The sequence below is a fragment of the Micromonospora sp. NPDC048040 genome (genome assembly GCF_055587185.1).
The window spans coordinates 23,816-47,312 of record NZ_JBVJGT010000014.1 but is presented as its reverse complement, the minus strand read 5'-3'; the positions used below and the strand labels follow the sequence as shown (position 1 = coordinate 47,312).

25 protein-coding genes and 2 pseudogenes are annotated in these 23,497 nt (G+C 74.6%); 12 read left to right on the top strand and 15 right to left on the bottom strand.

The genetic code is table 11. The features are described from left to right. Nucleotides 1-34: 34 nt before the first annotated feature. Both ACZ6O2_RS16420 and ACZ6O2_RS16415 read left to right on the top strand, forming a co-directional pair. Nucleotides 35-358 carry a YciI family protein gene (locus ACZ6O2_RS16420; RefSeq protein WP_466023392.1) on the top strand — a complete coding sequence of 108 codons (324 nt, stop codon included), beginning with the start codon at nucleotides 35-37 and terminating at the stop codon, nucleotides 356-358. Continuing rightward, on the top strand, nucleotides 355-1,590 hold the full coding sequence (locus ACZ6O2_RS16415) for an RNA polymerase sigma factor (RefSeq protein WP_466023391.1): 1,236 nt from the start codon (nucleotides 355-357) through the stop codon (nucleotides 1,588-1,590). Before ACZ6O2_RS16420 ends, ACZ6O2_RS16415 begins: the two co-directional genes overlap by 4 nt. Before the next feature lie 101 nt (nucleotides 1,591-1,691). On the opposite strand, the gene ACZ6O2_RS16410 is transcribed toward ACZ6O2_RS16415, so the two are convergent. Then, the gene (locus tag ACZ6O2_RS16410) at nucleotides 1,692-2,447 is read right to left on the bottom strand and encodes a TioE family transcriptional regulator (RefSeq protein WP_466023390.1); all 756 of its coding nucleotides are present in this window, start codon (nucleotides 2,445-2,447) and stop codon (nucleotides 1,692-1,694) included. A 60-nt stretch (nucleotides 2,448-2,507) separates the two neighbouring features. On the opposite strand from ACZ6O2_RS16410, the gene ACZ6O2_RS16405 reads away from it, so the two are divergent. Together ACZ6O2_RS16405 and ACZ6O2_RS16400 are read left to right on the top strand one after the other, a co-directional pair. After that, nucleotides 2,508-3,731, top strand: a complete 1,224-nt coding sequence (locus ACZ6O2_RS16405) for an erythromycin esterase family protein (RefSeq protein ID WP_466023389.1) — start codon at nucleotides 2,508-2,510, stop codon at nucleotides 3,729-3,731. A gap of 110 nt (nucleotides 3,732-3,841) precedes the next feature. Next, entirely contained in the window at nucleotides 3,842-4,321 is a 480-nt protein-coding gene (locus ACZ6O2_RS16400; RefSeq protein ID WP_466023388.1) for a hypothetical protein, read from the top strand. Between the two features lie 209 nt (nucleotides 4,322-4,530). Here the strand turns inward: ACZ6O2_RS16400 and ACZ6O2_RS16395 are convergent, their stop codons facing one another. From ACZ6O2_RS16395 to ACZ6O2_RS16385, 3 genes are all read right to left on the bottom strand, one after another. Next, nucleotides 4,531-5,118 carry a hypothetical protein gene (locus ACZ6O2_RS16395; RefSeq protein ID WP_466023387.1) on the bottom strand — a complete coding sequence of 196 codons (588 nt, stop codon included), beginning with the start codon at nucleotides 5,116-5,118 and terminating at the stop codon, nucleotides 4,531-4,533. A 277-nt stretch (nucleotides 5,119-5,395) separates the two neighbouring features. Beyond that, on the bottom strand, nucleotides 5,396-5,860 hold the full coding sequence (locus ACZ6O2_RS16390) for a DUF6194 family protein (protein ID WP_466023386.1): 465 nt from the start codon (nucleotides 5,858-5,860) through the stop codon (nucleotides 5,396-5,398). Between the two features lie 164 nt (nucleotides 5,861-6,024). After that, entirely contained in the window at nucleotides 6,025-6,891 is an 867-nt protein-coding gene (locus ACZ6O2_RS16385) for a nitroreductase/quinone reductase family protein (protein ID WP_466023385.1), read from the bottom strand. A gap of 301 nt (nucleotides 6,892-7,192) precedes the next feature. Between ACZ6O2_RS16385 and ACZ6O2_RS16380 the strand changes: the two genes are divergently transcribed. After that, a complete protein-coding gene (locus ACZ6O2_RS16380) occupies nucleotides 7,193-7,759 on the top strand; it encodes a maleylpyruvate isomerase N-terminal domain-containing protein (protein WP_350705689.1) in 567 nt (188 codons plus the stop codon). Nucleotides 7,760-7,765: 6 nt separating this feature from the next. On the opposite strand, the gene ACZ6O2_RS16375 is transcribed toward ACZ6O2_RS16380, so the two are convergent. Both ACZ6O2_RS16375 and ACZ6O2_RS16370 read right to left on the bottom strand, forming a co-directional pair. After that, on the bottom strand, nucleotides 7,766-8,245 hold the full coding sequence (locus tag ACZ6O2_RS16375) for a DnaJ family domain-containing protein (protein WP_350705450.1): 480 nt from the start codon (nucleotides 8,243-8,245) through the stop codon (nucleotides 7,766-7,768). A 94-nt stretch (nucleotides 8,246-8,339) separates the two neighbouring features. After that, on the bottom strand, nucleotides 8,340-8,870 hold the full coding sequence (locus tag ACZ6O2_RS16370) for a GNAT family N-acetyltransferase (RefSeq protein ID WP_466023384.1): 531 nt from the start codon (nucleotides 8,868-8,870) through the stop codon (nucleotides 8,340-8,342). A gap of 219 nt (nucleotides 8,871-9,089) precedes the next feature. Here ACZ6O2_RS16370 and ACZ6O2_RS16365 point away from each other — a divergent pair, with 219 nt between their 5' ends. Both ACZ6O2_RS16365 and ACZ6O2_RS16360 read left to right on the top strand, forming a co-directional pair. Next, entirely contained in the window at nucleotides 9,090-10,079 is a 990-nt protein-coding gene (locus tag ACZ6O2_RS16365; protein WP_466023383.1) for an NAD(P)/FAD-dependent oxidoreductase, read from the top strand. A gap of 33 nt (nucleotides 10,080-10,112) precedes the next feature. After that, nucleotides 10,113-10,763: a LysE family translocator gene (locus tag ACZ6O2_RS16360; protein ID WP_350705445.1), complete on the top strand. Its 651-nt coding sequence runs from the start codon at nucleotides 10,113-10,115 to the stop codon at nucleotides 10,761-10,763. Nucleotides 10,764-10,832: 69 nt separating this feature from the next. On the opposite strand, the gene ACZ6O2_RS16355 is transcribed toward ACZ6O2_RS16360, so the two are convergent. Next, nucleotides 10,833-11,342 (bottom strand): NUDIX hydrolase, encoded by a 510-nt coding sequence (locus ACZ6O2_RS16355; RefSeq protein WP_466023382.1) that lies wholly within the window; start codon nucleotides 11,340-11,342, stop codon nucleotides 10,833-10,835. Between the two features lie 105 nt (nucleotides 11,343-11,447). Here ACZ6O2_RS16355 and ACZ6O2_RS16350 point away from each other — a divergent pair, with 105 nt between their 5' ends. Next, nucleotides 11,448-12,584 carry a hypothetical protein gene (locus ACZ6O2_RS16350; protein ID WP_466023381.1) on the top strand — a complete coding sequence of 379 codons (1,137 nt, stop codon included), beginning with the start codon at nucleotides 11,448-11,450 and terminating at the stop codon, nucleotides 12,582-12,584. 197 nt (nucleotides 12,585-12,781) lie between these two features. Beyond that, nucleotides 12,782-13,372 (top strand): pyridoxamine 5'-phosphate oxidase family protein, encoded by a 591-nt coding sequence (locus ACZ6O2_RS16345; protein ID WP_350705439.1) that lies wholly within the window; start codon nucleotides 12,782-12,784, stop codon nucleotides 13,370-13,372. Nucleotides 13,373-13,484: 112 nt separating this feature from the next. Here the strand turns inward: ACZ6O2_RS16345 and ACZ6O2_RS16340 are convergent, their stop codons facing one another. Then, on the bottom strand, nucleotides 13,485-14,966 hold the full coding sequence (locus ACZ6O2_RS16340) for a peptide MFS transporter (RefSeq protein ID WP_466023380.1): 1,482 nt from the start codon (nucleotides 14,964-14,966) through the stop codon (nucleotides 13,485-13,487). A 222-nt stretch (nucleotides 14,967-15,188) separates the two neighbouring features. On the opposite strand from ACZ6O2_RS16340, the gene ACZ6O2_RS16335 reads away from it, so the two are divergent. Next, complete coding sequence (locus tag ACZ6O2_RS16335) at nucleotides 15,189-15,530, top strand: RNA polymerase-binding protein RbpA (RefSeq protein ID WP_046564157.1); 342 nt, start codon at nucleotides 15,189-15,191, stop codon at nucleotides 15,528-15,530. Between the two features lie 183 nt (nucleotides 15,531-15,713). On the opposite strand, the gene ACZ6O2_RS16330 is transcribed toward ACZ6O2_RS16335, so the two are convergent. The 4 genes and pseudogenes from ACZ6O2_RS16330 to ACZ6O2_RS16315 all read right to left on the bottom strand — a co-directional run. Then, nucleotides 15,714-16,241 carry an FxsA family protein gene (locus tag ACZ6O2_RS16330; protein ID WP_466023379.1) on the bottom strand — a complete coding sequence of 176 codons (528 nt, stop codon included), beginning with the start codon at nucleotides 16,239-16,241 and terminating at the stop codon, nucleotides 15,714-15,716. A gap of 70 nt (nucleotides 16,242-16,311) precedes the next feature. Then, nucleotides 16,312-17,121 (bottom strand): polyprenol monophosphomannose synthase, encoded by an 810-nt coding sequence (locus ACZ6O2_RS16325; protein WP_350705433.1) that lies wholly within the window; start codon nucleotides 17,119-17,121, stop codon nucleotides 16,312-16,314. 8 nt (nucleotides 17,122-17,129) lie between these two features. Then, a pseudogene (gene lnt, locus ACZ6O2_RS16320) lies at nucleotides 17,130-18,884 on the bottom strand (apolipoprotein N-acyltransferase); the annotation flags it as partial. Nucleotides 18,885-19,166: 282 nt separating this feature from the next. Continuing rightward, nucleotides 19,167-19,412, bottom strand: a pseudogene (locus ACZ6O2_RS16315) (winged helix-turn-helix transcriptional regulator); the annotation flags it as partial. Nucleotides 19,413-19,536: 124 nt separating this feature from the next. Between ACZ6O2_RS16315 and ACZ6O2_RS16310 the strand changes: the two are divergent. Both ACZ6O2_RS16310 and ACZ6O2_RS16305 read left to right on the top strand, forming a co-directional pair. After that, nucleotides 19,537-19,767, top strand: coding sequence for a hypothetical protein (locus tag ACZ6O2_RS16310; RefSeq protein WP_466023378.1), 231 nt, complete (start codon nucleotides 19,537-19,539; stop codon nucleotides 19,765-19,767). Next, a complete protein-coding gene (locus tag ACZ6O2_RS16305; RefSeq protein ID WP_466023377.1) occupies nucleotides 19,764-20,465 on the top strand; it encodes an alpha/beta fold hydrolase in 702 nt (233 codons plus the stop codon). Before ACZ6O2_RS16310 ends, ACZ6O2_RS16305 begins: the two co-directional genes overlap by 4 nt. Before the next feature lie 525 nt (nucleotides 20,466-20,990). On the opposite strand, the gene ACZ6O2_RS16300 is transcribed toward ACZ6O2_RS16305, so the two are convergent. The 3 genes from ACZ6O2_RS16300 to kamE are packed head-to-tail and all read right to left on the bottom strand — an operon-like array spanning nucleotide 20,991 to nucleotide 23,484. Continuing rightward, nucleotides 20,991-22,328 (bottom strand): glutamate mutase L, encoded by a 1,338-nt coding sequence (locus ACZ6O2_RS16300; RefSeq protein WP_466023376.1) that lies wholly within the window; start codon nucleotides 22,326-22,328, stop codon nucleotides 20,991-20,993. Next, entirely contained in the window at nucleotides 22,325-22,717 is a 393-nt protein-coding gene (gene kal / locus ACZ6O2_RS16295; RefSeq protein ID WP_350705426.1) for a 3-aminobutyryl-CoA ammonia lyase, read from the bottom strand. Before kal ends, ACZ6O2_RS16300 begins: the two co-directional genes overlap by 4 nt. Then, entirely contained in the window at nucleotides 22,714-23,484 is a 771-nt protein-coding gene (gene kamE, locus ACZ6O2_RS16290; protein WP_466023471.1) for a lysine 5,6-aminomutase subunit beta, read from the bottom strand. The genes kal and kamE overlap by 4 nt, the downstream gene beginning before the upstream one ends. Nucleotides 23,485-23,497: the final 13 nt, after the last annotated feature.

Below are 23,497 nucleotides of genomic sequence, written 5' to 3'. Positions count from 1 at the left end.
GAACCACGCGTTGTTGACAGGAGATGATCTTCAGATGCAGTACCTGGTTTCCGTGATCGATGACAAGAGCAATCCCGGCAGCACGGACAGACAGCCTGCCATCAGCGTGTTCAACGAACGACTGATCGCCGAGGGCTACTGGGTCTTCGCGGGCGGACTCGCGGACACCGACGCGGCCACGGTCATCGACAACCGGGGCGAGCAGGCAGTGTTCAGCGACGGGCCTTTCGTGGAGTCGAAGGAGTACCTCGCCGGCGTCTGGGTGTGGGAGGCCCCCGATCTCGATGTGGCGCTCAAGCTCGCCGCCGAGGCGTCGAAAATCTGCGATCGGAAGATCGAGGTGCGGCCGTTCCGGTGAGCGACGTCGAGGAGGCGATCATCCGGGCCCACGACGACGAGTGGGCCCGGGTGGTCGCCGCCCTGACCAGGCGCTTCGGTGACCTCGACATCGCCGAGGAGGCAGCGGCCGAGGCGTTCACGACCGCCGTGGAGCGGTGGCCGGCCGACGGCGTGCCGCCCAACCCCGGCGCCTGGCTGACCACCACCGCCGTTCGCAAGGCCATCGACCGGATCCGACGCGAGAACAAGCGCGACGACAAGCACAAGGAGGCTCAGATGGTGTACGACCACACCCCATCCGAGCCTCTCGGCGCCATCGACGACGACCGGCTGCGACTGATCTTCACCTGCTGTCACCCGGCGTTGGCGATGGAAGCCCGCGTGGCGTTGACGCTGCGCATGGTCGGCGGTCTGACCGTGCCCGAGATCGCCCGCGCCTTCCTGGTGGCCGAGAGCGCCATGGGGCAGCGGATCACCCGCGCGAAAGCAAAGATCAAGGCGGCGCGCATCCCCTATCGGGTGCCGTCCGCCGAGGATCTCCCGGCCCGCGTCTCCGGCGTGCTCGCCGTCCTCTTTCTCGTCTTCAACGAGGGCTACCTGGCGACCGGCTCCGACACCGATCCGGTACGGCACGACCTGACCGCCGAGGCGATCCGGCTCACTCGCCTGATCCGTGCCCTCCTTCCGGACGACGGTGAGGTGGCCGGGCTCCTGGCGCTGATGCTCCTCACCGAGGCCCGCCGCACCGCCCGGGTCTCGGCCAGCGGCGAACTGGTCGCGCTCGACGAGCAGGACCGTGGCGCCTGGGACAAGGCGCTGATCGCCGAGGGCCACCGGCTGGTGCGCGAACGCCTCGCCGCTGCCGCTGCCGGGGTGGCTCCGGGTCGCTACCAGATCCTCGCCGCGGTCAACGCCGTGCACACCTCCGCCCACGACATCCGCGACACCGACTGGTCACAGGTCCTCGCCCTCTACGACCAGCTCGTCCGCCTCGACCCCTCCCCGATCATCACCCTCAACCGTGCCATCGCGGTCGCCGAGCTCGACGGCCCGGACGTGGCACTCGCGGCCGTCGACCGCCTCGAGCACAGGTTGGCCGGATATCACGCCTACCACGCCACCCGCGCCGACCTGCTGCGCCGGCTGGGCCGCGGCCAGGAGTCGCGCGCGGCCTACGACAAAGCCATCGAGCTGGCGGGCAACACCGCCGAGACCGCCTACCTGACCCGCCGCCGCCACCAGTTGGGGTAGCCGGGATCCCCACCGAACCGGCGCGCGAAGCGGCGGCCGGGCCACGAGGTGCCCTGCGGGCGCAGATCCTTCGATCCGGCCGATCTCCACGGCCACCCGCCTCAACGATCCGCAACTGGTCGCAGATCGGCCTGCCCCCGGGCGGGGTCCGGCCGGCAGCCGAGGTAGGCGTCCAGTGCCGCGGCACCGGTGAGCATGGCGCGGCTGCGGGCTGAGAGGCGGGCATGCCAGTCGCGCAGCATCGATTCAAGGGGTGCCACGCCTCCGGCGGAGCGGACCTGGACGATCAGCGGGGCGATCTGCTCCAGCAGGTAGCCGCCCCGTCTGAGCTGGTGGATGAGTAGGGCGTCACGCACGTCGGCCGCACTGTAGACCCGGTAGCCCGTCTGCGGGTCGCGGCGCGGTTGGACCAGGCCGGCGCGTTCCCATTTGCGCAGGGTGGCTGGGCGTATGCCGAGCCTGCTCGCCAGGGGGCCGACGAACGTGTCGCCGCGTTCGTGGGGCACGGGACTGAGGTCGTGAAGCGCGGCTTCGACGGCCTGGAGGGTGTGGCGGTCGTCGAGAAGCTGGGCGTGACTCTCGTCGATGAGCCGCAGCGCGTCCTCGGTCGCGTCCCGGTTGATCGCCTGCATGACCGCCGCGGCCGTCTGGTGGCCGTGCCCGGCCACGAGGGCGAGGAAAGCGCGCAGGGCGTACGCGTGCAGCGGGGTGTAGGTGCGGTAGCCGTGCGGGGTGCGTTCGGCGTCCGGAAGGATGCCGGCCGCCTCGTAGTTCCTGATCGCCTGGGTGGACAGACCGTGCCGGCGCGCCAGGTCGACCGGCCTGAGCTGTCCGCTGTTTTGAAGGTTTCGCCGCACTTCCCTTGCCGATTTCGCGCATAACTTTCAACCGTCGGTTCAACGATACCGTTTAGGGGTATGACCACCGGTATCGAAGACACCGCTCATGTCGTTGACGCTGCCTCTGTCATGGGGCTGCTGTCGGCTCGGCCGCGGCTGCTCGCCTTGGGCGAGCCCACCCACGGCGAGGACGTTCTGCTCGACGTGCGAAACGATCTCTTCCGGCACCTCGTCGAGCAGGAGGGCTACCGGACGATCGCGATCGAGAGCGACTGCCTGACGGGCCTGGTCGTGGACGACTACGTCACGTCGGGCACGGGCACCCTCGACGAGGCCATGGAGCGCGGCTTCAGCCACGGGTTCGGCGCGTCCGCAGCCAACCGCGAGCTGGTGCGCTGGATGCGCGCGTACAACGACGGCCGGCCCGCGTCCGAGCGGCTGCGCTTCGCCGGTTTCGACGGCCCGCTGGAGATCACCGGCGCCGCGAGCCCCCGGCAGGCCCTCACCGCACTCCACGCCTACCTCACCGCCCGGGTGGACGCCGACCTGCTCCCCTGCACCCCCGAAACGCTCGACCGCCTGCTCGGCGCCGACGACCGGTGGACCAATCCCGCCGCGATGATGGACCCGTCCCGGTCCGTGGGGCAGACGCCCGAGGCCAAACAGTTGCGGCTGCTCGCCGACGACCTGGTAGCCCTGCTCGACGCGCAGACGCCACACCTGGTCGCGGTGTCCGCACCGGGAGACTGGGACCGGGCACGCATGTACGGTCGTACCGCCACCGGCCTGCTGCGGTACCACTTCTGGATGGCCGACCCGTCACCGAGCCGCACGGCGCGGTTGCTGGGCGCGCGGGCTTCGATGATGGCCGCCAACCTGCTCGCCATCGCCGAGCGGGGCCCGGCGCTGGCGTACGCCCACAACGGGCATCTGCAGCGGAACAAGAGCGGGATGCAGATGGGCGGCCTGCCGGTGCAATGGTGGAGCGCCGGGGCGATCGTCAGCGCCCGACTGGGCGACGGGTACGCCTTCCTGGCCACGGCCCTCGGCACGATCCGCCACCACGGTGTGGAGACCCCACCCCCGGACACCATCGAAGGGCTCCTGTACGCGCTCCCGGAGGACCGATACGTCGTCGACGCCCGCCGGCTGGCCGTCGCCCTCGGCGACGTGACGCCCGCTCCCCGTGTGTCCCCCTGGTTCGGCTACTCCCCGCTCGACCCGGCCCACCTGGCAAGCAATGACGGGATCGTGTTCGTCAGGGACGTCCCTGCGGGGCGGACGTGGTGGCCGGTGGCGTGACCGTCGACAGGTCGTCGACGGTCCAGGTGGCGACCGGGCGTCCGGGAGCGCCTCGGCGGCCCGACGTGGCAGCCATCGGCGACCAGCCCGACGATTACCATGACCGGTTTGTGGATGTCACGGCGCAGTGGGTGCGGACGTCGTGGACCAAGCGGTCCCGGGGTGGGCCACCGGCGGCGCTCCGGAACGCGGCGCCGGTGGGTTTCGTCCTGCCGACGCTCAGGTGCCCCGCCGTCCACGAGGTGTTGATGGACGAGGCGCGCGGATTCGAGCCGCGGGAGTCGTCACGGGACGGGCAGCCGGACCGGGCCGACGTGCTGTTGAAGGAGATCGACGGCCGGCTGCGCGTGGAGCTGGTGGTGACACCCTGGGGTATGCCTCGCCGGTGGCGCCGGCCACCGGCCGTGTGGTTGAGGCGTGGCGAGTGGGTGCGCTGGCAGGTCAACTACCGCTTCTCATGGCCGATGGCCCGAGGTGGGGCCTGGAGCTATCGACTGGACACCCTGAATCTGGCGTACGGGCGGACGACGGTAGACGTCTTCACGGGGAATCCGACTCGTCTCGTCGATGAGCGCGGGCTGTTGCGCTAGCCGGCGTCATGTCGGCCAGGCGTACCGGCCCCCGTGCCGCCGGCGTCGTGGCCGGGCCGGGTGGCAGCGACGGCGGGGTGGTCGACGCGGACTACCCCGCCGACCGTCTCCACTGGACACCCCACTCGCGGTGCCTCGCCGGGGCATCCCGCAGCGGGCGATCCGGGTTACGCCCCTGGCGCTGCATCGCGAGTCGGGCTCCACACGGCTCAGCGGTACAGAGGTTGTTCTTCTGCCGGGTGGGCCGGGACGACGTCCAACTGTGAATCACCGATGAGCGCGTCGATGGCGGCCTGTTCGGCGCCGATCCCGGCCCAGTGCGGGTCGACGTCGCTGGCGAAACACCAGCGGCGGTCGGCCGGCCAGACGAAGGCCGGCGGAGCGATCGGCCGACCGCCACCGAGGTCGGCTTCCCAGGCGTCGACGTCGTGCAGCGCGCCGCGCAGCAGCGCGTACCGGCGGTGGGGGATCTCGACGAGTGGGCCGTGCCGCACGTCCGGTGGCAGCGGGATATCCGAATACCCCTCCCACACGCAGAAGTAGCAGTCCTGCGGGGTGGAGGTGAACTGCGCGAGCAGGCGCAGCGCCCGACGTGCCTGGGTGATGTCCGACGGATGCCCGGCGGGAACGTCGACGTCCGCCTCGTCCTGACCGGGCGCGACAGGATCAGGGATGAAACGGAGCCGGCCGAACGCCTCGAAGCTCGCCGGGCCGAAGGTCATCAACTGGGTGGCCGGCGTGCCAGACCGGACGAGCCAGTCCGCGGCGGTCGTGTCTGGACAGTATGCGAGTGTCATCGTCACTGCTGCTCACCGTGCCTGCTCGCCGATCGATCGTCGGTTCGGACACTACCCCCGCCGCGTGCTGGCTCACCCCGTCGGCACGAGTCGGTAGACCACGCAGACTCGGCGTCGGCCGCTCCACCCTCTACCGGGCACTACAACCCCCCGACCAGGCAATTACGGCTTAGCGCCGGATCCACTGCCGTTGGCCCTCAAGGGCCGACCCGCCGCGGCTAACCCCGCGGTGCGACACCCGAGGTGGAACGCGCCGACCGGCCCGGAGACCGTCCGCTCAGGACGGGGTGCGGCGGGCCCGGTGGTTGGCGTGCTTGCGGACCGCGAAGTCGTACGCGTCGGCCAGCAGCGCGCGCACCGTGCCCAGGGTCGCCTGGCCGGGGTTCACCACGCACACCCAGTGTTGCGCCGCGTAGACCGGATGCGGCAGCACGACGTCCGTCGCCGCGTGGTCGACGCGCGCGTCCGTCTCGCCGTGCTCGCCCCGCGTCGACGGGGCCCCGAACAGGGCCGCGTACCCGGACCGGGTCAATCCGATGTTGAGCCGCCAGAAGCCCGGCCGGCTCAACGCGGAGGCGGTGTCGTAGTGGTCGCCGGTCACGATCGTCGCGAACGGCAACTGCCGCTCGGCCGGCAGGTCCCGTTGCGGGTCGTAGAGGAAGAAGGTGTCCCCGCCCGCCTCGGGTGCGGTCACTCCGGCGAAGGTCCGGCAGATGTGGCGCTTCATGTCGTCGACGTCCATGCCTCAAGTTTTTCATTGAAATGCGTATTGAGACATGCGTGCCGTTTGTCCATGTTTGCAAGCGCTAACGCTCAACTCGGGGCGCAACCGGCCGCGCGCCGCAACGACCGCGCGCCCCCGGCGGCGGGCGATGCCGCCGGGGGCGCGCGCACCACGGGCGGCCGCTAGCCGGTCGCGTCGAGGACGGGGATGAGCTGCTCCTCCTCGTACGCCAGATGGGCCTCCAGCTCGACGGTGAGCCGCGCGACCTCCCGGCGGACCCCGGCCGGGTCGGCGTCGGGGGCGCCGACGACCTGCTGGAGGCGTGCGACGAGCGCCGCGATCCGTTGGTGTTCCTCGCGCAGCCGCGCCAGGGTCGGGGCGAGGTCGGGGCGTTGCCCGTCGAGGGCGGCGAACATGCCGTCGTCCTCGTTGGTGTGGTGGTGGTGCAGGCCCTGGCAGACGGTCAGGCAGTTCACCCGCAGCTGCGCGCCCAGGCCCGGGCCGGAGCGGTCGACCTCGTCGCGGATCAGCGCGAGTTCCCGCCGGAACGCGTCGTGGACCAGTTTGAGCGCCGCGCCCCAGGACGACGCGTTCGGCGGCCCGCCCGCCACCTGGCGCAACGCCAGCACCGGGATCACCCGCGACGTCTTCGCCTGGTACGCGGCCCAGCCCGGGTCGGCCTCCACGGCCCGGGCGAAGACCGCGTCGCGTTCGTCCCCGGTCAGCACCTCCGCGCGCGCCTGGTAGGTGAAGACGCCGTCCTCCACGGTGGCGAGCGGGTCGGCGCGCAGGTTGTGGTACCAGTCCGGGTGCTTCGGGCCGCCTCCGGCGGAGGCGATGACCAGGATGCGGTCCGAGTCGGGCAGGTAGCCGACCGGGGTGGTGTGCGGGGCTCCGGAGCGGGCCCCGGTGGTGGTGAGCAGGATGAGCCGGGCGCCCTCGAAGGGGCCGCTGACGCGGCCGGCGTTGGCGCGGAACTCGTCGATGATCTGCTGGTTGAAGTCGTTGGGCATGCTCTGCTTTCTGCTGTGCAGGAGGAGTGCGGCCACGGTGGATCGCCCGTCCGGCGACCGGTGGCGGCGAAGGTGGAGTCGCGCCGGCGTACGGCCGGCGTGGACGGTGGGAGGGGCGCGCGAGGCGGTGGACGCGACGTCGACACCGGAAGATGTGGCGCATCGGCGGGCCGCGGGCCCGCCCCCGGCTCACCGGATGGCCGGGTGCCCTGTCCGCTCGTGGCCCATGGCCGACCCGGCAGTCACGGGTCCGACCCTAGCGGCCCGCGGCGGCCGAGGGCAACGATGTTCGGTTGCGCCGGCGGTGGGACGCTGGCACGGTCGGGGAGTGATCGAACTGACCGGCGCCGACGTGGACCGCGCGGTGGCCGAGATGACCGCCGTCCTCGGCCCGCACACCGGACGGGACTGGAGCGTGCCCGCCGGCGGGTTGGAGTGGAGCTGCTGGACCACCGCCGCGCACGTGGCGCACGACCTGTTGGCGTACGCCGGTCAGGTCGCCGGGCGACCCGATGCGGCATACCTGCCGTTCGACCTGGTCGTCTCCCCCGCCGCCGGGCCGGCCGAGGTGCTGCGGGTCGTCGCCGCCTGCGGTGGGCTGCTGCGGGTGGCGGTCGACGCCGCCGCGCCGCAGACACGAGCCTGGCACTTCGGCCCGTGCGACCCGGCGGGCTTCGCCGCGATGGGGGTGGCGGAGACGCTGCTGCACACCGACGACATCGCCCGTGGTCTCGGCGTGCCGTGGCAGCCGCCGGAGCGGCTCAGCGCCGGCGTCGTGCGTCGGCTCTTCCCGGACGCCCCCGCCGGGCCGGCGCCGCAGGTGCTGCGGTGGCTGACCGGCCGCGGTGAGCTGCCCGGCCGGCCGCGGCGCACCTCGTGGTCGTGGCGGGCCGCGGTGGCGTGACGCGGGCTACGCCGCCCGGCGGCGCCAGGGCAGGCGCCAGGCCCGACGGGGTCTGCCGCGCGGCGGGGCGGGTGGCGCGGGCTCCGGTGCCGGCGCGGCGGCGGGATGCCGCTCGGCTCGCCAGCGGCGTACGACGTCGTCGGCGTTGACCGGCCGCACGGTGACCCGCGGACCGGTGGGCATGCGCAGCCAGGAGATGATCGCAGCGTTCAGGTCGGCGACGAAGGCGCGCACCGACTCCTCGGTGGGCAGGTCGCGCACCTCGTCGGGCACCTGCTCGACGCGGCGGCGCAGTTGCAGCGGGGTCGGCAGCAGCAGGTCCGTCGGGAGCTTCTCCCGTTCCAGGAAGCTCTTGATCCACCACGACTCGTCGTACGGCTCGCCACGGCCGGGGATCGGCTTGCCCGCGCCGGGCAGGTTGTCGAACTCGCCCTGCTCCTGGGCCGCGCGGATCCGCGCCTCGACCGTCGCTTCCCAGTTGTCCACCCGCCGACACCTCCCCGGCCCACGGTAACGTGACCCCCGCTGTCGGGGCCGCCGGAAGGGACAGCGCGGTGGCGGTGCCGGGCATTCCCGGCGGTCAGGCCCAGCGGGCGTGCCGGTGGCCGTCGCGGGGAAACGGCGGGCGGGCCGCCAGCACCTCCTGGAAGCGGTAGCCGGCCTTCTCGGCGACCCGGCAGGACGCCGGGTTGTCGATCTGGTGCATCAGGTCCAGCCGCCGCAGGCCGGCGAACCGGGCGAACGCCCAGCCGGTGACCGCGTCCAGGGCGTGCGGGGCGATGCCCCGGCCCCGGGCGGGCGCGGCCGTCCAGTAGCCGACCTCGGCGTCCCCGCGCCCCGCGACGACGTTCTTGAGCACCACCTGGGCGACCAGGCTCTCGCCGGCGGGGTGCGGCTCGATCACGGCGAAGCTGAACCGGCACCCGTCGTCCCAGTCGCGTCGAGCCGCGGCCACGAAGCGGCGCGCCTCGGCGGTCGTGGTCACCGGCGCCCGGGTCCAGCGCAGCAGCACGGGGTCCCGGTACGCCGCCACCAGGGCGTCGGCGTCGTCGTCGCGCCAGGGACGCAACGACAGTTCCGGCAGGGTCGGGGTGGCCGGTGCGCGCAGCATCGGCCCAGTCTCCCCGCTGCCGTCGCCGCCGTGGGGGCGCGGGTCGGGCGCCCCCCGCGCTGCCGGCCCGGTCGCGCCGCCGACGTCGGGCGGCGGGCTCGGCCCGACCGCACCCGAGTTTTGCCGTTCCGGCAACGACGTTTGCCGCTCGCGTCGCTCCCGGCGGACAGTCGGGTCGGCGGCGGGCGTGGGATCCGCCGACGACGGAGGGAGAGTTCCGTGCGTGAGACGTACGACGTGGTGGTCGTGGGCGGCGGCGCGGCCGGGCTGAGCGGGGCGTTGGCCCTGACCCGGGCCCGCCGCTCGGTGCTGGTCGTGGACGCGGGCGAGCCGCGCAACGCGCCGGCCGGGCACGTGCACAACTACCTGGCCCGCGAGGGCACGCCACCGGGCGAGCTGCTGGCGGCCGGCCGGGCCGAGGTGGCCGGCTACGGCGGGCGGTTCGTCCACGGCGCCGTCCGCTCGGCGGTGCCGCGCGACGGCGGCGGGTTCCGTGTGGCCCTCGCCGACGGCCGCACGGTCGACGCCCGGCGGCTGCTGGTGACCACCGGCCTGGTCGACGAGCTGCCCGACGTGCCGGGGCTGGCCGAGCGGTGGGGCCGCGACGTGCTGCACTGCCCGTACTGCCACGGGTGGGAGGCGCGCGACAAGCCGCTGGTGGTGCTGGCCACCGGCCCGCTGGCCGCGCACCAGGCGCTGCTGTGGCGGCACTGGAGCGCCGACGTGACGGTCGTACGGCACGGCGGGTGCGCGTTCACCGCCGAGGAGGACGAGCAGCTCGCGGCCCGCGGCGTGCGGGTGGTCGACGGTCCCGTCGCCGCGCTCGAGGTCGCCGGTGACGCGCTCATCGGCGTGCGGCTGGCCGGCGGCGAGGTGCTGCCGTGCGGGGCGGTGGTGGTGGCTCCCCGCTTCCACGCCCGCGCCGACGTGCTGACGTCGCTCGGCCTCGCGGCGGTGGAGCAGCAGATGGGCGGCCAGGTGATCGGCAGCGCCGTCCCGTCCGACCCGACGGGGGCGACCGCGGTCCCCGGCGTGTGGGTGGCCGGCAACGTCACGGACCCGCGCGCCCAGGTGGTCACCTCCGTGTCCGCCGGTTCGGCGGCCGGCGCGGCGATCAACGCCGACCTGGTCGCCGAGGAGACCCGCGCGGCCGTCGCGGCCCGCCGGGCGCCCGATGCCGGACGCCGGCCGACGGGAGCCCGGGCGTAGTGTCGGCGGCAGCCGAGTGGGACGGGGGTCGACATGGTCGGTACGGGTGCGCTCGTGGGTATCGCGCTGGTGGCGCTGGGGCTGGTGCTGACCCCCGGCCCGAACATGGTCTACCTGGTCTCCCGGTCGGTGACCCAGGGTCGACGGGCCGGGCTGGTCTCGCTGCTCGGCGTCGCCGCCGGGTTCGGCGTCTACCTGGTCGCCGCGGTCGCCGGCATCGCCACGGTGTTCGTGCTGGTGCCCGCCCTCTACACGGCGGTCAAGCTGGCCGGGGCGGCGTACCTGCTGTGGCTGGCCTGGCAGGCGCTGCGCCCCGGCGGGCAGTCGCCGTTCACGCCGGCGCCGCTGCCGCCCGACCCGGCTCGGCGGCTGTTCACGATGGGCCTGGTCACCAACCTGCTCAACCCGAAGATCGCGATCCTGTACGTGTCGCTGCTGCCGCAGTTCATCGACCCGGCCCGGGGCCACGTCGCGGCGCAGAGCCTGGTGCTGGGGCTGACCCAGATCGCGGTGGCGCTCACGGTGAACGCGCTGATCGTGCTCACCGCCGGTGCGCTCGCCGGGTTCTTCGCCCGCCGGCCGCTGTGGCTGAGGGTGCAGCGGCTGCTGACGGGCACGGTCCTGGCGGCGCTGGCAGTGCGGATCGCCGCCGACAGGTCCCGTGCCGCCGTCGCCATGCCCTGACGCCACACCCCGACGTGCCGTGCCCACCGCCGACACGGTGGGCAGGTAGCCGGGGCGCTGACGGTCCGTTCAGAGCGCGTCGGGCTGGTCGAGCGCCGGGTGCCGCTCGCCGGGCGGGGCGTGCCAGGTGGGGACGTCCTCGCGCAGTGTGGTGTCGATGCGCAGCCGCGCCCAGTCGTCGAGCTCGGGCAGGTCGGCCGGGTCGAACCAGCCCACCTCGAGGGACTCGTCGTCGTTGACCCGCGGTTCGCCGCCCACCGCGTGGCACCGGAACCACACGTTCAGGTACTCGCAGGCGTCGCCGTTGGGGTAGACGACCCGGTGCGTGGCGACGCCGCCGACCCGGTCGATGCGTACGTGCACGCCGGTCTCCTCGTACACCTCCCGTAGGACGGCGTCGGCCGGCTGCTCGCCGGGGTCGATGAGGCCGGCGGGCAGGGACCAGCGGCCGTTGTCGGCGCGCCGTGCCAGCAGCAGCCGGCCGGCGTCGTCGCGGACGACCGCGCTGACGCTGGGCAGCAGAAGCAGGTCCGTGCCGACGTGGGCGCGCAGCTTCGCGACGTACGGGGAGACGGCCACACCGGACACGCTAGTCGGCGGCGGCGCGGTGCCGGCGGACCATCCCGCACAGGGGTCGGCCGCTGTGCCGGCGGCGGCCGGGCAGCGCAGTAGAATCCGCCCTCGATGGACGCCCAGCCCGCCGCCGCCGACACCCGCCCCTGCGCCCACTGTGGTCGGGAGGTGCCGCAGCGCGTCGGCGCGGGCCGGCCGTTCCGCTACTGCCGCGACAACGACGGCGCCTGCCAGCGGGCCTCACGCAACAGCCGGATGCGGCACCGCAACGCCCCCGGCCTGCCCGGCCAGGTGGCCCGCACCTGGGAGGCCGTGGACCGGCTGGAGCAGGTCGCGGAGACCCTCGCCGAGGCGCTGCACGCCGAGCTGTCCCCGGTCGGCGTGGAACGCCAGCTGGCGCAGGCCCGCGCCGACGCGGCGACCCAGGTGGCGGCGGTGCAGACCGAGCGGGACGAGGCCCGCCGCGACGCCGAGGACGCCGCCGCGGCGGCCGTCCGGGCCCGCGAGGAGGCCCGGTCGGCCGCCGCCGAGCGGGACACCGCCCGCGAGGAGGCCCGACGCGCCGCCGAGCAGGCCACGACGGCGGCCGAGCGCGCCGACCGGGCCGAGGCGGCCCGCGACGAGGCCCGCCGGCAGGCCAGCGCCGCGGAGGCGTTGCGGACACAGGCCGAACGCGACCGCGACGCGGCCCGCCACGAGCTGCGTGCCCTGCGCGCCGACCTGGACGCGGAGCGCCGCCGGGCCGCCGACCTGACGGGCGAGCGGGACGCCGCCCGCGGCGACGCCGACCGGGCGGCCCGCGACGCCGCCGAGGCGCTCGACCGGGCGCAGCGCCTGCACGCCGACGCCGAGGCGGCCCGCGAACAGGCCGAGCAGGCGCGCGAACAGGCCGAGCAGGCGCGGGCCGAGGCCGCCGCGGCCCGGACGACGGCCGCCGAGGCGGCGCGGGCCCGGCAGGAGGCCGAGGCGGCGCGCGCGCAGGCCGGGGCGGAGGCCGACCGCGCCCGCGCGGACCTGGCGGCGCTCGCCGGCCGCCACGACACGCTGGGCGCGGAGCTGGCCGCCGCGCGGGACGCCGCGACCGCCGCGCAGGGCCGGCTCGACGAGCTGGCGGTACGGCTGCGCGCCGCCGAGACCGACCGCGACGAGGCGCACCGGCGGGTGGCCCAGCTCGCCGAGCAGGTGGGCCACCTCGCCGCCGCCCTGGCCCACCTCGGCCCCCGCGACGCGGGCCCGCCGACCACCTGAACCGTCCCGACGAGCCGACGGTCTGCGCCGGCCCGACTGGCCGACAGTCCGGGCCGGCCCGGCTCCGGCGGGGCCGGCACGCCTCTCCCGGGTGGGGGGCGCGCCCGTCGTCCGGGCGGGGACGGCGGTGTCCGGGGGGTGGGACGCCACCGACCGCAGGGCAACGGCGACAGTCGCGACGGGACGATGATGGCCGGGTGGGAAAGACACACGAACGCATCGAGGGCCGGCTGCGCACCTTCATCGAGGAGCAGCCGCTGTTCTTCACCGCCACCGCGCCGCTGTCCGGCGACGGCACCATCAACCTATCCCCCAAGGGCCTACGCGGCTCCTGGGCGGTGCTCGACGCGCACACCGTGGCGTACCTGGACTTCGCCGGCAGCAACGCCGAGACGATCGCGCACCTGCGGGAGAACGGCCGGATCACGCTGATGTGGTGCGCGTTCCAGGGGCCGCCGAACATCGTCCGGGTGCACGGGCGCGGCGAGCCGGTGTTCCGCGACGACCCCCGCTGGGCCGAGCTGATGGGCCACTTCCCGGACGTCGACGCCAGCGTGCACGGCCTGCGGGCGATCGTCGTGGTGCGCGCCGAACTGATCCGCGACACCTGCGGCTACGCGGTGCCGTTCATGACCTACGACGCCGACCGGGACCTGCACGGCAAGCGGTTCGCCCGGGAGGACGACGCCTCGCTGAGCGACTACTTCGCCGGCAAGGAGCACGTCGCCCGCAGCATCGACGGGCTGCCCGGCCTGCCGCTGCCGCTGCCCCCGACCCCGGCCGCCTGACCCGCCGCCGCACACCCGGTCCCGGCCGCGCCGGGCCCGGGCGTGCGGCGGCGGGTCAGGCGGCGCCCGGCGGGCCTGCCGCGACGGCACGGGCACGGCCCCGCCGCCCGGGTCAGTGGATGCCGGCCATCAGGGCGCGGATGTGCCGGGCGAACATCACCGCGCCGAGCCCGAGGGCCGCCGAGGCCAGGCCGAAGGTGAGAAAGTACGTCGGCTCGGGCCAGGTGTCGGCGAGCCGGGCCACCTGCCCGCCGATCGCGTCGCCGACGGCGGTGGCGAGGAACCACAGCCCCATCATCTGGCTGGCGTACTTGACCGGCGCCAGCTTGGTGGTGGCGGACAGGCCGACGGGGCTCAGCGACAGCTCGCCGGCGACCTGGATGGCGTACACGGCCACGAGCCACCACGGCGAGACCAGGTCGCCGCCGACGGCGGCCTGGGCGGCGGCGGCCATCAGCACGAACGACAGGCCGTTGAGCACCAGGCCCACCGCGAACTTCACCGGGGTGGAGACCCGGTGGCCCAGCCGCAGCCAGAGCAGCGCGAACAGCGGCGCCCCGATGATGATCAGGATCGGGTTGACCGACTGAAGCCACGACGCGGGGAAGGTGAACCCGGCGACGTCGCGGTCGGTGTTGTCGGCGGCGAAGATGTTCAGCACCGACCCGGCCTGGTCGTAGATCAGCCAGAACGCGGCGGCGAAGACGAACAGCCACACGTACGCCTTCATCCGGCTGCGTTCGGTGGCGCTCAGCTCCCGGTCCACCATGATCCGCACGAAGTACCCGACGGTGATCAGTACGGTGGCGGCGGCGAGCAGGTTGACCACGGTGTCGACGGTGAACGCCCCGGCCACGGCGAGGACGACGACCGCGAGCACGACCAGGGCGGCGACCGCGCCGACGCGGGTCAGCGCGCGGCGGCGGTCGGCGCCGAGCAGCGGGTCGGCGGGCCGCGCGCCCGCGTCGCCGAGGTTGCGCCGGCCCAGCACGTACTGCAGCACGCCGAAGGTCATGCCGATCGCGGCGGCCCCGAAGCCCAGATGCCAGTTGACCTTCTCGCCGAGGAAGCCGGTGACCAGTGGGGCGGCGAACCCCCCGATGTTGATGCCCATGTAGAAGATCGAGAAGCCGGCGTCGCGGCGCGGGGAGTCCCGGTCGTAGAGGTCGCCGACCATCGTCGAGATGTTGGGCTTGAGCAGGCCCGTGCCGACGACGATCAGCGTCATGCCCGCGAAGACGCTCCACCGCGTCGGGATCGCCATCACGTAGTGCCCGGCGGCGATGACGACCCCGCCCCACAGGACGCTGCGGCGGGCGCCGATGAGCCGGTCGGCGACCCAGCCGCCCGGCAGCGCCATCAGGTAGACCATCGCGTTGTAGGTGCCGTAGACGGCACTGGCGCTGGCCTCGCCCATCGCCTGCCCGTCGTCGGCCACGGACGCGGTCAGGTACAGCACCAGGATCGCCCGCATGCCGTAGAAGCTGAACCGTTCCCACATCTCGGTGAGGAAGAGGGTGGACAGCGCCCGCGGGTGCCCGAAGAACGTCCGCCCGGAGGGCGGACGGGACTGCACCGGCGCGTCACCCACCATCGCAAACCTCCGCTCCACTCGGGCGGTTAACATCCCCGTTGGCAACGGAAACACTCCACCCAACCGACCCGGCCGGGGACGACCCCGCCGGGCGGCTGGCATGGCCGGCTACCCTGGTTCAGGCTCGCCCGACGGCGCGGCAGCGCCCCGGGCGGGAATGGCCCGGCGGGAACGGACCGTTACACAGAGAAGACCAGCACCACCAACGAGGGGAAGTCGATCATGGGCGAGCGTATGCTGCGCGGAAGCCGTCTGGGCGCGGTGAGCTACGAATCCGACCGCAACACGGAGCTCGCGCCGCGTCAGACCCGCGAGTACCTCTGCGCCAAGGGTCACCAGTTCGAGGTGCCGTTCGCCGTCGACGCCGAGGTCCCCACGACCTGGGAGTGCAAGTTCGACGGCAGCGTCGCCCGGCTGGTCGACGGCAGCGAGCCGGAGCAGAAGAAGGCCAAGCCGCCGCGTACCCACTGGGACATGCTGCTGGAGCGGCGCTCCATCGCCGAGCTGGAGGACATCCTCGCCGAGCGGTTGCAGGAGGTTCGCACCCGCCGCGGCCGCGCCTGACCCGCACCGCACACACCACGGCGCCCCGGGAGCCACACTCCCGGGGCGCCGTGGTGTCCGGGCTCGTTGCGGCCGCCGCGTCCGCCCCCGGCCCGTTGCGGCTCGGAGTCCTTGGAGACGATGCCGCCGGCCGGCCTCGGGCCCGTTACGGCCGTCGTGTCCGGGATGAGTCCGGTGCCCGGATCAGTTCCGGCCGGGCTCGACGATCTCGCCCTCGATGGCCCGGCCCCCGTCGACCACGGTCGGCGGCGGCTCGGCCGTCGGGCGCGGCGTGGGCTGCGGGGCGCCCCGGCGCACCCGCACCCGGCGGGGCCCGAACAGGTCACCGGCGACCATCGACGACACCCGGCGCTCCGCGGCACGCTGCACCCCGCCGCGGGCCAGCCGACGCACCGGCGGCACCAGCAGCAACAACCCCACCAGGCCACTGACCAGGCCGGGGGTCGCCAGCAGCAGCGCGCCGACCAGCCCGACGAGACCGTCGGTGACCTGCCGACCCGGCGGCTGGCCGGCCTCCGCGGCGGTCCGGAAGCCACGCCAGGCGCGCATCCCCTCCCGGCGCAGCAGCACCAGCCCGAGCAGCGACACCGCGAACACCGCCAGCAGCGCCGAGCCGAACCCGATCGCCCGGCCCACCACGACGAACACCGCCAGCTCCAGCAGCACCGCCAGCAACAGGCCCAGCGGCACGTACCTCAGTCCTCGGCGCATCTCACCTCATCCGCCATCCGCGGCGCGGTCGGTCCGCGCAGGCACTGCGTCCAGCATGACACGCCGACGCTCAGGGCCACCGCACCTGACCGTCGGGGGTGCCGTGCAGGCCCCGCCGCACCGCCAGCCGCCGATCCTGCAGACCCCATGCGGTGATCCGCCACAGCGCCTCCGCCACGATCAGCGGGCTCATCTTGCTGCTGCCGCGTTCCCGCTCGGCGAACGTGATCGGCACCTCGACGATGCGCGCCCCGGCCTGGTGCGCCAGCCGCGACAGCTCCACCTGGAACGAGTAGCCCTGCGAACACACCGACCCCAGGTCGATCTCGTCCAGGGCGGACAGCCGGTACACCCGGTAGCCGCCGGTGGCGTCGGACACCGGCATGCCCAGCGCCAGCCGCGCGTACAGGTTGCCGCAGCGCGACAGCAGCAGCCGCCGCAGCGGCCAGTTCACCACCCGCGCGCCGGTGGTCCACCGGGAGCCGATCACCACGTCGGCGTCGCGGGCGGCCGCCAGCAGCGTGGGCAGGTCCTCGGGGGCGTGCGAGCCGTCGGCGTCCATCTCCACCACGGCGTCGAAACCACGCTCGCGGGCCCACGCGAACCCCGCCAGGTACGCCGCGCCGAGGCCCTGCTTGCCCTCGCGGTGCAGCACGTGCACGTGCGGGTCGGCGGCGGCCAGGGCGTCGGCGACCGCGCCGGTGCCGTCGGGGCTGTTGTCGTCGGCGACGAGGATCTCCACGGCCGGGGCGGCGCGGCGCACACGCGCCACGATCGACGCCACGTTGTCGGCCTCGTCGTAGGTCGGGATCACCACGAGCACCCGACCCAGCCCGGGGTGGCCGGCGCGTGGCCCTCGGGTGTCGGTCGTCTCGCCCACCGTCGCTTCCCCTCCGCCGGATTGCCGGCTGGTGTCATCCGGCGCGGTGCCGGCGGCGCAGCACGGCCGCGCCGACCAGGGCCGCCACCGCCAGGGTGGCCAGCGCCGCCTCCGGCCACAGGCCGACCCGGGTGGCCAGGGTGCGCCCGTCGTCCAGGCGCAGCTGCCGCACCACGACCGCGCGGGTGTTGAACCCGGTGGCGTCGCTTACCCGCCCGTCGGGGGCAACGAACCCGGACACTCCGACCGTGGAGGCCATCAACGCCGGCCGGCCGTGCTCGACCGCCCGCAGCCGCACCATGGCCAGCTGCTGCCGCGCCTCCGCCACGTCGAAGGTGGCGTTGTTGGTCTGCACCACCAGCAGCTGCGCCCCGCCGGTGACGGTGTCGCGGACCACCTCGTCGTAGGCGACCTCGAAGCAGATCACGTCGCCGAGCACGGCCGGGCCGGTGCGCAGCACGCCCGGCTCGGTGCCGGGCACGAAGTCGGCCCGCACCCGGTCCACCTGCTTGCTGACCATCCGGGCGAGGTCGCGCATCGGCACGTACTCGGCGAACGGCACCGGGTGCCGCTTGATGTAGACCTGCCCCAGGTCGGGGCCGGTGCCGGGCCGCCAGAGGATGCCGGCGTTGCGGACCTCGCCGTCGCCGGGGCCGCGCAGCACCGCGCCGACCAGGATCGGCGCGCCGATCGCGTCGGCGGCCCGGGAGATCAGGGCGCCGGCGTCGGCGTCGCGCAGCGGGTCGATGTCGCTGGCGTTCTCCGGCCACACCACCAGGTCGGGGCGGCGCTGGCCGCCGGCGGCGACCTGCTCGGCCAGCTCGACGGTGGCGTCGACGTGGTTGCCGAGCACCGCCTTGCGTTGGGCGTTGAAGTCCAGCCCCAGCCGGGGCACGTTGCCCTGCACGATCGCCACGGTGACGGTGTCGCCGCCCCCGGCGGCGGCCACCGGCACCAGCAGCCCGGCGACGGGCACCGCGACCGCGCCGGCGGTCAGCCCGGCGATCGGCGCCCACCGCCGCCGTCCGTCCCACGGCCGCCACAGCGCCGCGACGAGCAGCCCCCCGGTCAGCGCCACCGCGAACGTCACCAGCGGCGCGCCGCCCAGCGCGGCCAGCCGCAGCAGCGGCGAGTCGTCCTGGCTGAACGCCAGCCGCCCCCACGGGAACCCGCCGAACGGGGTGCGGTCGCGCAGCGCCTCCTGCCCCACCCACAGCACGCCCGTCAGCGCCGGCCAGGCCCACCGCAGGCGGTCGGCCAGTGGGGAGGCGTACGCGCTCGCCGCGCCCAGCAGCGCCAGGTAGGCGGCCTGCAGCAGCGACAGCAGCGTCCACGGCAGGTAACCGGTGTGCAGGTTCGTCCAGCTCAGCAGCGGCGCGAACAGCGCCACCCCGGTCAGGAAGCCCAGCCCGGCGCCGGCCCGGACGCGGCGGCGGTGCGTCGCCGCGGCCAGCAGCGCCACGCCGACCGGCGCGAGCGGCCACACCCCGTACGGGGGGAACGCCGCCAGCAGCGCCAGCCCGGCGGCCACCGCCATCGGCGCGGCCACCCGCAGCGGCAGCGCCCGCGGCGCCACGTCGGGCACGCGCGGGGCGTCGGCACGCGGCTGGCTGCTGTCCACGGTCGTCACGGGCACCTCACCTCGATCACAGAGCGGAAGGCTACCCGGCGGCCGGCGCGGCACCGGCGTCGCCGGTGGCGACCGGGCGGGTGAAGCAGCCGAGGAATCGCTCGGCGACCCGCCGCTCGCCGGTGACGCGCAGCGCACCGTGGTGTTCCGCCTCGTCGCGGGGCCGGTAGCCGAACACGACCTCCAGCAGGGTGCGCGGGTCGGTGTCGACGACGGCGGCGCAGCGCTCGCCGCCGTCCCGGCTGATCCGCAGCCCGGCCCGGTCGGCCTCGGCGACGAACCGGTCGGCGCCCAACCGCAGCGCCACCGGCGCCGCCGGCCCGCCGGCGGGGCCCGGGTCGTACGTGGTGCGCAGGGCGAGCATCAGGGCGTCGACGCTCAACCGGCCGGTGGCGGGCAGCGGCTGCCTGCTGCCCCACCGGCCCAGCGCCAGCAGGCTCTCCTCCAACTCCCGGCCGCGCGGGGTGAGTTCGTACACGCGGGCGCTGGCCGGGGGGCCGAGGGTGCGGCGGGTCACCACGCCGGCCCGTTCCAGCTCGCGCAGCCGCGCGGACAGCACGTTCTGGCTCATCGTGGGCAGGCCACGGCTGAGGTCGGAGAAGCGTTTCGGGCCGAGCAGCAGCTCCCGGACGACCAGCAGCGCCCAGCGTTCGCCGACCACGGCCAGCGCGCGGGCCAGCCCGCACAGATCGTCGTAGGAACGCACCCGCCCAGCGTAGCCGTGGTGCTTGCCCGAACGAAGCGAGCACTCCTAATGTAGGAGCGACGATTTTGAGGGAGGCCCCGTGACCGCGACCACCGCCCTGCCGCAGGGCGACGTACGACTGCTCGACCATCCGGTGGCGCGGCGACTGCTGGCCTCCACGGAGCTGGCCCGCGTCGCCCACGTCGCGCCCGACGGCACGCCCCGGGTGCTGCCGATGCTGTTCCACCTCACCGGCGACGAGCTGGCCTTCACCACCCGCTTCCTCGGCGGCGGCACCGCCGGGAACGTCGCCGCCCGGGGCCGGTCGTGACCTACGTGCTGATCCCCGGCGCGGGCGGCAGCGCCGACTACTGGCACCTGCTCGTCGACGAGCTGCGCCGCCGCGGCCGCGAGGCGGTCGCCGTGGACCTGCCCGCCGCCGACGACACCGCCGCGCTGCCCGAGTACGCCGCCACCGTCCGCGCCGCGATCGGCGACCGGCACCGGGTGGTGCTGGTCGCGCAGTCCCTCGGCGCGTTCACCGCCCCACTGGTCGCCGACGACCCGCGGGTGACGACGGTCGTCCTGGTCAACCCGATGATCCCCGCCCCCGGCGAGACGGCCGGGCAGTGGTGGGCGGCCACCGGGCACGCGCAGGCCCGCGCCGACCACGCCGTCGCGCAGGGCCGCACCCCCGGCGACCACGTCGACCTGGCGGTGGACTTCTTCCACGACGTCCCCGAGCCGGTGGTGGCGCGCCTCACCGCCGCCGACGCGCCCGACGAGTCGCCGGCGGTGTTCACCCGCCCCAACCCGCTGCGCCGCTGGCCCGACGTGCCCACCCGGGTGGTCACCGGCCGCGACGACCGGTTCTTCCCCGCCGACTTCCAGCGCCGCCTGGCCCGCGAACGCCTCGGCGTCGACGTGGACGTGCTGCCCGGCGGGCACCTGATCGCGCTGAGCCAGCCGCGACGCCTCGCCGACCAACTCGACGCCTACCGGACCCAGGCCCCACCCGCCGACCGCTGAGACCCAGTGGTCAGATCGAGCCGGGCAACGCCGACCGCCGTTTCGACCTGCATCGCCCACTGCAAGCCCGTCCCGGCCGGCAGGCGACACCGGGCCGGCGGCACAGGATCCGCCCGCTGAACGACGCCTGGCCGCAGCGACGAAAATCGGGGCGCGGCTTGCGCCGCGCCCCGATGCTCCCAGGCCCTTCCCGGCCGGTGGGGCGAGAACGAGCTACGCCGACCTTCGGACCGACCCGACGCGGACTGGCTGCCCCCGCCTGGCCGTTGTCTACTGGCCGTGCACCTCACCCTGCCCGTACACCGGTAACCGCGGCCGGTTCGCGCCGCCCCGCCGACCCCCGCCCGCTGGACCTGGCCGCCGCGACGCACTGCACATGTCGCTCGGCCAGCGGACGAAGGGACGAAGCGAACAACAGCCGCTTCCCGTAGTAGGACTCAAAGACGGTACGGCGTGGACCCCCGCCGCTGTCAACCCACCCGGGCCTGTCGTGTGTTGCAACACGGCGTGTCGCGTCGGCGAGTCTCAATCCGTGGCCAGGTGGCGACGCAGCAGCGCCCCCGCCGCCGCTGGATGCTCGGCGGCGAGCAACCCACCGGCGGCCAGCACGTAGTCGGTGTCCACGACCGGCCGGGCGGCACGCGGCAGCGGCCACCCGCCCGCGTGGTCGGTCAACACCGCGGAGAGCACACCCGCCGCGTCGGCCGGCGCGGCGTGCCGCAGCACCCCACCGGAACCGACGAGCAGCCGCACGTCCCGCAGGTCCCGGCCGGCCCGCTCACCCGTCGCCGCGCCCCGGGCGTGCCGCCGCAACGCCACCGTCGCCGCCAGGGCCGCGATCCGGGCGTCCACGGCCCGGTCGACGTCCCCCGCGGGCAGGAACCCCGGGTCGTCGGCGCGCACCACCGCCGCGGCCGCCAGGTCGTCGCCCTCGGCGTCGCTCAGCAGCCGCTCCTCGACGGCGGCCCGCACCACCCCCGGCGCGCTCCACCGCATGCCCAGGTCCCCCTCCACGGTCCGGGCCCGCCACAGCGAACCCGCCACCTCCCGGCCCGGCCCGCTGGCCCGCTCGTCGGGCGTCAACACCGAGTACACGTCGGTGGTGGCGCCACCGACGTCCACCACCACCAGGTCACCGCCGAGGGCGTCGGCGAGCACCTCCACGCCGGTCAGGACCGCGTCGGGCGTGGCCGCCCGCACCAGCCGCGCGAACCGGGGCCCCCGCGACAGCCGCTTCCCGCCGATGACGTGCCGCAGGAACACCTCCCGGATCGCCGCCCGCGCCGACGCCGGCGCCAGGACCCCGATGCGGGGCAGCACGTTGTCGGCCACCGTCACCGGCACCCCCGCGCCGGCCAGCAGGGCGTGCAGGTCGTCGCGGACGTCGACGTTGCCCGCGAGGACCACCGGCACCCGCCAGCGGGCCTTCGCCAGCCGGGTCGCGTTGTGCGTCAACGTCTCGGCGTCACCGCCGTCGGTGCCGCCGACCAGCAGCACCACGTCCGGGCGGGCCGCCCGCAGCCCCGCCAGCTCCGCCGCGCCGAGCCGCCCCGCCGCCACGTGCACCACGTTCGCGCCCGCCGACAGACCCACCCGCCGGCCCGCCTGCGCGGTCACCAGATGCTCGTAGCCCACCACGGCCAGCCGCAGCCCACCACCGGCCGACGAGCACACGTACCACGGCACGTCACCCACCGGCAGGCCGGCCGTGGCCGCCCCGACCGCGGCGTCCAGGCCGTGCAGCACGTCCGTGCCCACCGTCGTGGGCGCCGTCGCCGCCGCGACCAGCGCGCCGCCGTCGAGGTCCACCACCGCCACCTTCGTGTACGTGGACCCGACGTCGGCGCAGACCGCGTGCCTCACGCCGCCGGCGGGACGACCACCGTGCCGGTCGCGGTGACCGCCACGATCGGTTCGTCGAGGACCTCCGCCGCCGACTCGCCCCGGTCCGGGCGGCCCCGGCACACCACCCGCGCCTCGAAGTCGATCGTGCGGCTGCGGGTGCCCACCCGGGTCACCGTCGCCGTCACCTCCAACACGTCCCCGGCCCGCATGGCGCCGCGGAACTGCACGTCCGAGTACGACGCGAACAACCCCTCGTCGCCGTCGGTGCGGATGCACACCTCCGTCGCCACGTCCCCGAACAACCCCAACGCGTACGCCCCGTCGACCAGGTTGCCCGCGTAGTGGGCGTGCGAGTAGGGCACATACCGCCGGTGGGTGACGGTCAGACCGACCCGGGAATCACTCATGCCTTCGCCTTCTTCTCCGTGATCAACGCGTGCACCAGATAGCTCGCCACCTCGCCCGGCGTGGTGCCCCGGCCGAAGATCCGGTCCACGCCCAACTCGCCGGCCATCGTCTCGTCGAACCGCGGCCCACCCACGATCAGCAGCGGCCGGCGTCCCGCCGGCATCGCCTCCCGGAACGCCGCCGACATCTCCCGCGTGTTGTGCAGGTGCGCGTCGCGCTGCGTCACCACCTGCGACACCAGCACCGCGTCGGCCTTCTCCGCCCGGGCCGCCTCCACCAGCTCCGGCACGCTCACCTGCGCACCCAGGTTGGTGACCTTCAACTCCCGGTAGTACTCCAGGCCCTTCTCTCCCGCGATGCCCTTCACGTTGAGGATCGCGTCGATGCCCACGGTGTGTGCGTCCGTGCCGATGCACGCCCCCACCACGGACAACTTGCGCCGCAACCGCTGCTTCACCACCGCGTTGACCTCCTTGGCCGACAGCAGCGGGAAGTCACGCTCCACCACCTGCACCGCCGACAGGTCCACCAGGTGGTTCACCCGCCCGTACACCACGAAGAAGGTGAAACCTTCACTCATCGGCTTGGCGTGCACCAGCATCGCCGGGTCGATGCCCATCTTGTTCGCCAACTGCACCGCCGCGCCCTCGGCCCGCTTGTCGTGCGGCACCGGCAACGTGAACGACACCTGCACCATGCCGTCGCCGGTGGTGTCCCCGTACGGCCGCACGATCTTCTTCTCGGCGGCCCCGCCGCCCGGCGCCACCGCGCCGACCTCG